The following is a 9,865-nucleotide window of genomic DNA, read 5'->3' as shown; positions in this document are numbered from 1 at the left end:
AGAATGAGAATAATCCAGAAGCACAAAGATAACTCCACTCCTATGAAATCACCAAGCAAACTCAACACGACCCAGAATACATTAAAAAACCCATCAACTTCATAATTCCTCAAACACATAAAAACGTAAAACGGATTGGCCATGATGCCCATTACCACATCACTGATCCGATAGATCGCGATCAGCGCCAGTATCAGCACGGCTTGCCAGCGATAACGTGTGATGAAATCACGGAAGGGACCTATCATCACATCGTCGAGCCAGGCCGCAGCGTTCCTGGCTGGCGGCAATGGGGGACGTATCGGTTCACTGGAAAACAGCACGGTCAGCACGCCGACGGACATCGATGCCGCCATCGCCAGATAGGCGACATGCCAGGCGCCGGCTTGATAACTACCGCCATCGACTATCTCGGCCCGCGCCGCTATCCATAACACGCCAGCGCCGGCCCAGATCATCGCCAGCCGATAGCCGGTCTGGTAACCGGCGGCCAGCGCCGCCTGTCGGTCTGTGTCTGCCGATTCGATGCGGAAGGCGTCCAGTGCAATATCCTGCGTCGCCGAGCCGAAGGCGACTGCCAGCGCGCACCACACGACTGGTTGCAGCGCCAGATGCGGATCGTTGAGCGCCATGCCGATCAAGCCGGCGATGATGGCGCCCTGCGAGAGCAGCAGCCAGCTGCGCCGCCGTCCCAGCCAGCGCGTCAGAAAGGGAATCGGCATGCGATCGACCAGTGGCGCCCACATCCATTTGAATGCATAGGCCAGGCCGACCCAGCTCAGATAGCCGATGGTGCTGCGGTCTATGCCGGCTTCACGCAGCCAGAAGCTGAGCGTGCCCAGCACCAGCATCAGTGGCAGGCCGGCGGAAAATCCCAGCAGCAGCATGCGCAAGGTAGCGGGTTCGCGGTAGACCTTGAGCGTGTCCGACCATGAGCGCAGCTGTACGCCGCTGTTGCGAAAAATCATTCTGCTTACCTTGATTGAGTGGGCTGGCTGACGGCTGCTCAGCAGGGAGAGATGCTGACACAAGAGCGCCCGTGCAGCAAGTCGCAGCGTAGCGAGCATGCGCGGGAAGTGAACAGATTTGATGCAGGCTGGATTGCGGTGATGGACATTTGTCCATCACCGTCAGGCAGGAAATGCGCGGTTTGCAGTCTTATCTGCGCGCCTTGGCCAGAACGTCGAGCAGGGTCGCGGCCAGTTCTTCCGCCTTGAATTTGGCAGTATAGGCATCGGCTCCCACGCTTTTGACATGGACTTCATTTGTTGCGCCGGATAGCGACGAATGTATGACGACAGGGATTTTGCTGAAGCGCGGATCGCCCTTGATCTTCTTGGTCAGCGTGAAGCCATCCATCTCCGGCATTTCCAGATCGGTCAGGACCAGTGCGACTTTTTCATCCGCGCTTTTCCCTTCCTTGCCGGCAGCGTTGCTTAATTCAGCCAGCATATTCCATGCTTCCAGACCGGTTTTGGCCATCACGAAGGGCAGGCCCATTGCATCCAGGCAGCCGCTGATCAACATGCGTGCCGACGCCGAATCGTCAGCGGCAAGTATCACCGCACCCGGCTGCAGTCTGGTTGTGCTGTCTATTGTGTCGGGATCGATATCCGGTGTGCTGGATGGCATGACATTGCGCAGGATTTGTTCCACATCCAGCACTTGTGCCAGGCGCGTGTTGTTCAAATCCGCATCGAGTTGCGCGATGCTGGTGATGGTGCCGCCGCCGGCAGCAGCGCCTTCGGCTGCGCGCACCTGGCTCCAGTTCAGGCGCACGATTTCATCGACTTCCTCTACTGCAAATGCCTGTATTGTTCGTGCAAACTCGGTCACCATCAGGATGTTCAAACCGGTCGCTGGTGTGCGCCCGAGTACGGCGGGCAAATCGATGACAGGGATCAGCTGCCCCCGGATATTGGCCATGCCCAGCACATGCGGCGGCGAATTGGCGATTGAATTGACTGTCGGCATGGCCATCAACTCGCGCAGCTTGAATACATTGATGCCATAGACTTCATTCTGGTCAGAGCCGGCGGAAACGCCGAGGCGAAACAGCATCAGTTCAAATTTGTTATTCGCAGCCAGGCTGGAACGTTCGTCAATTTCAATTTGTGCAGCGTCCATCATGTCCCCACTATTTTTATTGGCTCCGATTTTCATCGTGATGCCTGGTCATCTGTCGGCAGGGAAATCCTGTCCGCAGTGCAAACCCCATTCTGCGCCCAAAAATGCCAAACAAAGGTTAAATCTTGAAACCTGTGCATTGCGGTTTATCATGGCGTCTTCTATCCGCGCCGCCATCATTGCGCATCACTGTAAACTTATTTTTATGCTAATTATCACTATCAAACAGGGCAAGGAAAAAAGCCTGCTCGAAGGCCAGCCGTGGATCTATGCCTCGGCGGTAGAGCGCGTCGACGGCAAACCGGCAGAACGAATGAAATCCGGCGCCACTGCGCTGGTGCATTCTTCTTCGGGGAAATTCCTCGCGCGCGCCGCCCATGCGCCGAAGTCGCAGATACGCGCGCGCGTCTGGAGCTTCGATCCGAACGAGCCTATCGATCATGCCTTGATCAAGCGCCGCGTCAAAACCGCAGTGCACAAGCGCATCGAAGCGGCCAAAGGCAAACGGATAGGCGCCGCCAAACGCTTGCCGCTGGTCATAGGCGATGAAGATGGCTTGTCGGGGCTGGTGGTCGACTGGTACGGCGAGCGTAACGGCTTCCTGATTTGCGAATTCCAGTCGGCCGGTGTCGATGCCTGGAAAGTCCCTATCGTGCAATCGCTGATGGCCGAGACCGGTTGCCTGAATGTCTATGAGCGCGCCGATGAATTGATACGCAAGGGCGAAGGCTTGCCGGTGACCTATGGCGTACTGGCGGGCGACGAGCCGCCGGACGACATGCCGATTACCGAGAATGGCGTGCGCTATGCGCTCGACCTGAAGACTGGCGAAAAAAGGTTTTTCAAATAATGGCGGCGCCTGGCAGCAACGGGTTCTGGCCGCACTCCGGTTTTACATTGACGCAACGCGATGCTGACGGCCGCCTGCTAGTGAGCGACGATTTGTTGCGCGCATGGTGGCACCGGCCCGAAGTGGCGCCTATCGCTGAATCCTGCGCGAACGAATGCGCCTTGCATGCGGCCTTGCTGGATGCGCCGCGCCGTGCGGTAACTGAAGCCGAGCTTGCGTCCCTGCAGGATGACGATGCGCGCGACAACTATCGCGTGCTGCTGGGATGGCGCGATCGCCTGCTGACTGCGCCCACGCTGGAAGCTGCTTATCTCGATATCTTCCGCGCCGGTGCGGTGACGGTGCCGCCAGCCTTCATCGACCAGCTGGCGCAGATGATCGTGCATGGGATGCTGGCAGACAGCGAAGAGCCGTTGCAGGTACGCGCGGCCGAATTGTTTTTCCGTCCGCAAAAAGTCGCGATAGAAGATGGTGCGGTGATGCTGGCCGATGCCGCGACGGTCGAATTGCACGCCAGCGGCGGCAACTATGGCGATATAGGTCGCTTGCTGATCGAAGCCAATACCAAGCCGCGCCGCGTCGAACTTGATGTGATCGATCAGGAAAACGCTGATACCTACTGGGCGCGCAATGAACGGCACGATACCGTGATCAGCTTTGCCTATGGCCGCGCTGCATTGACAGCTTTTTGCCGCGTGATTGAAAAATGGGTAGATCATTTTTACGGCGTCGCCGTGGTGGTCCGGCCCTTGCGCTCTATCGAAGCCAAACACTGGGCCTGGCATATAGGACTCGATGCAGAGGCGAGCGGCATCCTGAATGACCTGTATGCCGGGGTGGAACTGGAAGAGGCGCGCAACCGCCGCATCCTGTCGCTGTTCCAGCTCGATTTTGTCGATCCATCGGTGGTACGCCACGATGTGGCAGGTCGCCCGGTCTATCTGGCGTGTGCGATGAACGAGGCCGACCTATTGCGCGTCAAGCCGCAAAACCTGTTGCTGAACCTGCCGTTGGCCTCGATATCCTGAAGTTCGCCTGCTCATCGATTACAACAATATCGTGAATCCGCCCCGCATCTCCGCTTCTGCAGCGGAAGCTGAAAAACCAGCGCCAGACGGCAATCGCTACGACCGCATGGAATGGGCCGGCGCCTTCGGCGATCTGGGTACGCTGATTCCGTTTGTCGCCGCCTACATAGGCGTGTTGAAGATGGATCCGTTCGGCGTGCTGTTCGCGTTCGGCACCGCGATGCTGGTCTGCGGCCTGTATTACAAGACGCCATTCCCGGTGCAGCCTATGAAAGCCATAGGCGCCGTCGCGGCGATCCAGGCTGTGCAGACGGCGATCATCACGCCGGCTGCCGTCTACAGCGCGGCACTGGTCACTGGTGCCGCGTGGTTATTTCTCGGCCTCACCGGGCTGGCTTCGCGGCTGGCAAAACTGGTGCCGCCTGCAGTCGTGATCGGCATCGTATTCGGCCTTGGTTTCGGTTTCATGCTGCAAGGCGTGAAGATGATGCAGACCGACTGGTTGATTGCCGTCGTGGCCGGCAGCGGCACCCTGCTGTTGATGGGCAATCGGACCGTGCCGGCGATGTTTGTCTTGCTCGCCTTTGGCGCAGCGGTCGGTGCGGTGCAGAATCCTGCATTGCTGGATGCATTGTCAAAAACCGGCATCGCCTTTCATGCGCCTGTATTTGCATTGGGCGAGCTGTCGTGGAATCAATTCTTTATCGGCGCCGTGCTGCTGGCATTGCCACAGCTTCCGCTAACGCTGGGCAATGCAGTGATCGCGATCAAGGAAGAAAACAATCGCCTGTTCCCGCATCGCCGCGTGACGGAAGGCGGCGTATCGATTTCCACCGGCATCATGAATCTGTTCAGCGCCGCAGTGGGTGGCGTACCGATGTGTCACGGCGCAGGCGGCATGGCCGCGCATGTCGCGTTTGGCGCCCGTACCGGCGGCTCGGTCGTGATTCTCGGCTGCGTGTTGCTGGTGCTGGCTTTTTTCTTCAGTGGCTCGGTCGATTTGCTGTTCAAGCTTTTCCCGGCTGCGGTGCTCGGCGTGATCCTGTTCCTGACCGGTGCGCAACTGGCGCTGGGCAGCAGCGCCTTCCCTGCGGCACGCGGCGCGCGCGCAGTCGTCTTGCTGACCGCCGCGCTATGCATCTGGAATGTAGGCGCCGGCTTCATCGTCGGGATCGCCCTGCATCATGCACAGCAGCGCGGCTGGCTGAAGATGTAATCCCGCCTTGATTACTACTAAACTCTTAATCCGTCACTCTTACTGCATCACTCGAGCCAGCGCGCACGGCTGGCGACGACCGCGATCGCGATCGCCATCACGCCTATCAAACCGATTGCCGCCTGCATGCCCCAGCCTTGCGCCAGGAAGCCGATCACAGGCGGGCCTATCAAGCCGCCGCTGTAACTGAAGGTTGCGACTGCCGCCAATGCAGTCGAACCATGTCGTCCCGCTGCACTGAAGACAAAGGGAAAGACAGCGGCAAAGCCGGCGCCGGCGATGGCAAAGCCGGCGATGGTGAGCGGGATGTTCAAGGCGGTAATCGCAATGAAGATGCCGCCTGCGGCCAACGCTGCACCAAAGGCGACAATGCGGCGGGCACCAAAGCGGTCTTTCATGCGGTCGCATACCAGGCGCGCCAGCAGCATCAGGGCGGCAAAGGCAGCGTAGGCCAGCGGCGCAACGCCGTCGTGCGCGGCCATCTGGTCCTTCATGAAGACGCCGCTCCAGTCGGCGATCGAGCCTTCCGCCACTGCGCCGCAAAATCCTATGATGCCGAGCGCAACCAGTGGGCCGTGCGCGATCGCGAAGTAAGTCCGGTTTCCTGTCTGCTCTATCTGGTCCGGCGGCAGCGCCTGATAAGCGATGTACAGCGGCAGCAGCAGCAGGATGGAGGCTATCCCGAAATGCATGAGCGGCGTAATTGCAAAGCCTGCCATCGCGCTGCCGAGCAAGGCACCGCTGACCGCACCGACACTGAACCATGCGTGCAGCAGCGACATCGTGGAACGCCCTGCCGCTTTTTCATCGGCCGTGCCGAGCGCATTGATGGCGACGTCGAAGCAGCCGGAAGCCGCTCCCAGGCCGACCGCGACGATGGTCAGCCACAGCATGTCCGGCGCCAGCGCAAGGGCTGGCAGCACCACGATCAATCCGAGTCCCGCATACCAGGCCGCGCGCCGTCCACCGAATTTGCCCACCAGCCACGCGGCCAGTGGAAACGATCCGACTGCGCCGAAGCCGCCGCCCAGCAAGACCATGCCGAGTTGTGACGGGCTCAATTGCAGCGCATCGCGTATGGCTGGAATGCGCGCCGCCCACGACGCATAGATTACGCCCAGCAAGATGAACAGGAAAGGGGTGGCGCCGGACTGGAAGCGAGTCAGGCGTGATGGTGTGGACAACAGGGATACGGTAGACATGGAAGCTGGGTGCGAGTGCGGCGAACTGGCGCAATGCTGAATTGTAGGGTGTTCGGCAGGCCTGCGCGCGGCGCGATGCAAAAAAGACGGGAGCGGCTGCATCAGCGCTCCCGTCCTTAGAATAGCCGCGATCAGATTTTAAAGGGCATCAGGCTTGCGACAATTTCATCTGTACCGGGTCGGCCGTCAGGTAGCCGACGGCGGCGCCGAAGCGATCGTTATAGTTTGCCTTGATCAAGGGATCCAGCGTGGCTTTCACCTTGCCATGCAGCTTGCCGCTCCAGTCGCCGGCATGCTGGAAATTGCTGGTGATGTAAGTCCAGCCATTGATGTCGTCGGCCACATGCAAGCCGGTCGCTTCAGCGCCGGCCGGCATAGACATGATGCGCGAGAGTTTCTTGCTGTCGACGTTGTACGCCCACAGGAAGTTATTGACGTGGGTGCTGCTGTCTTCGCCTATGAACAGCGTGCGCATTTTTTCCGAAAATTTCAGATTGTCCGGATTGGCGATACGGTCCGGGTTGGCCAGGTTGCCTAATGCATCGGCGGGGATGTCTTCGCCCATCAGCAAGGCGCGCGTCTTGACCGGTACCCACTCACTCTGGATGGCTGCGCCGCCGGTATCTTGCTGGCCGCCGCTCAGATCATGCGCAAACACGCCGCCGGCGACGATCGCCTGGTCGACGCTAATGCCGTTAGCCGCGCGCCACCCCATATCGTTTTTCACCATCGAGTGCTGGATATTCTGCAGCGCCGAATAGGCGATCTTGTCCTTGATGTTGACGGTCGTGCCTTCCATCTTGGTAAAGCCCATGCTGGCGCCGACCAGGTTCGCGTAGCGATGTGTTTCGAGGAAGGCGGCGGCTTTTTCCATGCCCGGCTTCAGCTTGATCCAGTTAGCCTTGCCATCGACGAATACCTGCGTGTAGCTGGTATCGGCCGGATCGCTCTTGAGGCTGCTCATGATGTCGGCGGGCCGCAAGGTATCGGCCAGCTTTTCGATTTCTGCGCTGGTGGCGTGACCCAGCCTGATCCAGCTCAGCGCCGCGCCGGGTGCGGCTGGATCGACTGAAAAACCGGTCCCCACTCTGGCTACATACAAGGTGCCGGCCGACAAATCCTGCGCTCTATCGGCGACGAACATGAATAGGCCGCCGTTGATGTAATCGTCGCCCATCAAGACGGTGCGATGGTCCGGCATTACCTGGATCAGCTCGTGCGAGATGCGGCCCATGCAATAGTGCTTCCTGATCGTGCCGCTGCCATCCGGCTTGACGGTGACTTCCGGCAAATGGCCGTAGTGATACGGGTTGGCCCTGGCCTCGTCGCCAAACAGATTCTTGCTGAATTTTTTGAAGAGGGCATTATCTTCGATGAATTGCGCATCCGGTTCGTATTCTTCGCTCGACAGATGCGTGTTCCACGGCGACAGGCTGGAGCCGCAAGTGATCCACAAACCGTGCGCCGCCGAGATATCGACGTTGTGATACTTGACCAGGCTGAGCTTGCCGGTGCGCTGGTCCTGATCCAGCGTCAGCACTGCAATCGGCGAAGGCAAAGTGCCGTAGGCATTTTTCCTGTCGCTGGCTGCGCCTAGCTGGTCGCGCGTCGTGTATTCAAACTGGACCACGGCGAACACCGCCTTGCCCTTGATGCCATCGACTGCCGGATTCGGCAATGCGAGCAACGATGTGCCGTCCGGCGCATCGGAAAAGAATTGCCGCTCCTTGCCCGCAATGGAACGGTCGATGATCGGCTGGTTACGGATGTCGACATAGCCGCCGCTCAATACCGTGTCGCCTTTGCCGTCCGGCACTTGCTGGCCGGTGATGAAGAAGGCTTGATAGGCGAGCTTGTAATGTTGTGTCGAGCGATCGCTGTAATGGACGTTCAGCGTGGCGCCGACGGCTGTGGTGGCCATTGCTGCAGCATGTGCCAGCGTTGGCGCTGCCATGCCGGTGAAAGTGGTGGCCACGTATTCTGCCAGCGCGGATTTTTTTGCCGGGACGCCGCAGGCGCTGAGCAAGGCAGACGATGCGCCCAGCGGCAGCAAAGGCGCGCTGGCGAGAAATTTGAGTATGTGGCGGCGGGATAGCTGTGCGGGATCGGACATGTTTTTTCCAGGAAAAGGTGAGTTGCGATGCGCCGGTGGCCGCAAGCCTGAAATGGAATATGTCGTGCGATCCCCGCGTGCAAGGAAGTATAGGAAGGCTTTATGACGGCTTCGTGAAAAAGCCGTCATCGTGTGTCGCGGATGGAGGTCGCCTGCGGGCCGGGCAATATATGCCGCTCGCCCCGCAGCAGCGCTGTTTACTTCCAGTCGTAAGCGATGCTCAGCGGCGCATGGTCGCTGAAGCGCTCATCCTTGTAGATGGCAGCGGTTTGCGCCGTGGCGGCGAAAGCCGGTGTCGCCACCTGGTAATCGATGCGCCAGCCCACGTTCTTGGCCCAGGCCTGGCCGCGATTGCTCCACCAGGTGTAAGCCTCGTCAGTCGTTTCCGGATGCAGGCGGCGGTAGACATCGACCAGTTGCACTTCGTCGAATACACGCGATAGCCAGGCGCGCTCTTCCGGCAGGAAACCGGAATTCTTGCGGTTGCCCTTGTAGTTTTTCAGGTCGATTTCCTGGTGCGCAATATTCCAGTCGCCGCAGATGACAAATTCGCGCCCCAGGTTTTTCAATTCCAGCAGATGCGGCAGGAACAGATCCATGAAGCGGAATTTTGCCTGTTGCCGTTCTTCGCCGGATGAGCCGGACGGGCAGTAAACCGAGATCACGCTCAGATTGCCAAAGTCGCATTGCACATAGCGCCCTTCCGCATCGAACTCTTCATTGCCGAAGCCGATCTGGACTGCATCGGGCAGCGTCTTGCAATACACGCCGGCGCCCGAATAGCCCTTTTTTTCCGCGTAGTGGAAATAGCCGTAATAACCTTCCGGCGTCAGGAATTCGGGCGTCATGTCCGCTGCCTGCGCCTTCAATTCCTGCACGCAGACAAAATCAGCCGCCTGCTTTGCCATCCAGGGAAAAAAACCTTTTTTGGCAGCCGAGCGTATGCCATTCAAATTGGCAGAAATAACTTTCAACATGAGTATCGTTTAAAAAAATGAAGCGCTCAGGATAACCGATTCGATGCGGCGGGTCTTGTCCCGGCTCGCCATCCCGAGCCGCTTGTCAAAAAATCTACAGTGCTGTTCCTGCCGCCAGGCGGGCACGCCCTTTGCATTTACGTTCATGCGTATCCGATAACGATTTAAAATGTGGCTTTAGTCGAGCAAATAGCGACAAATTTCGTCACTTTTATCCGTTATGGAGTCGTCTTGAACAATTTACGGCAAGAATTCATCAAATTTTCGGTAGAGACCGGCGTCCTGCGCTTCGGTGAATTTGTCACCAAGGCAGGTCGCACCTCACCCTACTTTTTCAATGCGGGCCTGTTCA

The 9,865-nt window shown here is 58.7% G+C and carries 8 protein-coding genes and 1 pseudogene; 4 read left to right on the top strand and 5 right to left on the bottom strand.

Annotation, left to right across the window (positions count from 1 at the left end; translation table 11 throughout):
- Both Q7T06_RS12330 and Q7T06_RS12325 read right to left on the bottom strand, forming a co-directional pair.
- The coding region (locus Q7T06_RS12330; protein ID WP_304785103.1) for an AmpG family muropeptide MFS transporter at positions 1 to 968 on the bottom strand (968 nt) is incomplete at its 3' end.
- 190 nt (positions 969 to 1,158) lie between these two features.
- Positions 1,159 to 2,127: a chemotaxis protein gene (locus tag Q7T06_RS12325; RefSeq protein WP_304785105.1), complete on the bottom strand. Its 969-nt coding sequence runs from the start codon at positions 2,125 to 2,127 to the stop codon at positions 1,159 to 1,161.
- A 205-nt stretch (positions 2,128 to 2,332) separates the two neighbouring features.
- On the opposite strand from Q7T06_RS12325, the gene Q7T06_RS12320 reads away from it, so the two are divergent.
- The 3 genes from Q7T06_RS12320 to Q7T06_RS12310 are packed head-to-tail and all read left to right on the top strand — an operon-like array spanning position 2,333 to position 5,221.
- Positions 2,333 to 2,977, top strand: a complete 645-nt coding sequence (locus Q7T06_RS12320; protein WP_304785101.1) for an SAM-dependent methyltransferase — start codon at positions 2,333 to 2,335, stop codon at positions 2,975 to 2,977.
- Positions 2,977 to 4,005, top strand: coding sequence for a DUF6352 family protein (locus Q7T06_RS12315; protein WP_304785099.1), 1,029 nt, complete (start codon positions 2,977 to 2,979; stop codon positions 4,003 to 4,005). Before Q7T06_RS12320 ends, Q7T06_RS12315 begins: the two co-directional genes overlap by 1 nt.
- Before the next feature lie 31 nt (positions 4,006 to 4,036).
- Entirely contained in the window at positions 4,037 to 5,221 is a 1,185-nt protein-coding gene (locus tag Q7T06_RS12310; protein ID WP_304785097.1) for a putative sulfate/molybdate transporter, read from the top strand.
- Positions 5,222 to 5,268: 47 nt separating this feature from the next.
- On the opposite strand, the gene Q7T06_RS12305 is transcribed toward Q7T06_RS12310, so the two are convergent.
- The 3 genes from Q7T06_RS12305 to Q7T06_RS12295 all read right to left on the bottom strand — a co-directional run bounded on the left by Q7T06_RS12305 (position 5,269) and on the right by Q7T06_RS12295 (position 9,513).
- On the bottom strand, positions 5,269 to 6,423 hold the full coding sequence (locus tag Q7T06_RS12305) for an MFS transporter (RefSeq protein ID WP_304785095.1): 1,155 nt from the start codon (positions 6,421 to 6,423) through the stop codon (positions 5,269 to 5,271).
- 148 nt (positions 6,424 to 6,571) lie between these two features.
- Positions 6,572 to 8,536: a PhoX family phosphatase gene (locus Q7T06_RS12300; RefSeq protein ID WP_304785093.1), complete on the bottom strand. Its 1,965-nt coding sequence runs from the start codon at positions 8,534 to 8,536 to the stop codon at positions 6,572 to 6,574.
- Between the two features lie 197 nt (positions 8,537 to 8,733).
- Positions 8,734 to 9,513, bottom strand: coding sequence for an exodeoxyribonuclease III (locus Q7T06_RS12295; RefSeq protein ID WP_304785090.1), 780 nt, complete (start codon positions 9,511 to 9,513; stop codon positions 8,734 to 8,736).
- A gap of 231 nt (positions 9,514 to 9,744) precedes the next feature.
- On the opposite strand from Q7T06_RS12295, the pseudogene Q7T06_RS12290 reads away from it, so the two are divergent.
- A pseudogene (locus Q7T06_RS12290) lies at positions 9,745 to 9,865 on the top strand (orotate phosphoribosyltransferase); the annotation flags it as partial.

It is taken from the genome of Herminiimonas sp. (assembly GCF_030645555.1).
Classification (GTDB): domain Bacteria; phylum Pseudomonadota; class Gammaproteobacteria; order Burkholderiales; family Burkholderiaceae_D; genus Oxalicibacterium.
The sequence above is the reverse complement of the archived record's forward strand: the minus strand, read 5'-3'. Positions and strand labels throughout refer to the sequence as shown.

Coding starts and splice junctions, on each gene's coding strand:
- Q7T06_RS12325 (WP_304785105.1), bottom strand. CDS start 2,127: ATGGACGCTGCACAAATTGAAATTGACGAACGTTCCAGCCTGGCTGCG.
- Q7T06_RS12320 (WP_304785101.1), top strand. CDS start 2,333: ATGCTAATTATCACTATCAAACAGGGCAAGGAAAAAAGCCTGCTCGAA.
- Q7T06_RS12315 (WP_304785099.1), top strand. CDS start 2,977: ATGGCGGCGCCTGGCAGCAACGGGTTCTGGCCGCACTCCGGTTTTACA.
- Q7T06_RS12305 (WP_304785095.1), bottom strand. CDS start 6,423: ATGTCTACCGTATCCCTGTTGTCCACACCATCACGCCTGACTCGCTTC.
- Q7T06_RS12300 (WP_304785093.1), bottom strand. CDS start 8,536: ATGTCCGATCCCGCACAGCTATCCCGCCGCCACATACTCAAATTTCTC.
- Q7T06_RS12295 (WP_304785090.1), bottom strand. CDS start 9,513: ATGTTGAAAGTTATTTCTGCCAATTTGAATGGCATACGCTCGGCTGCC.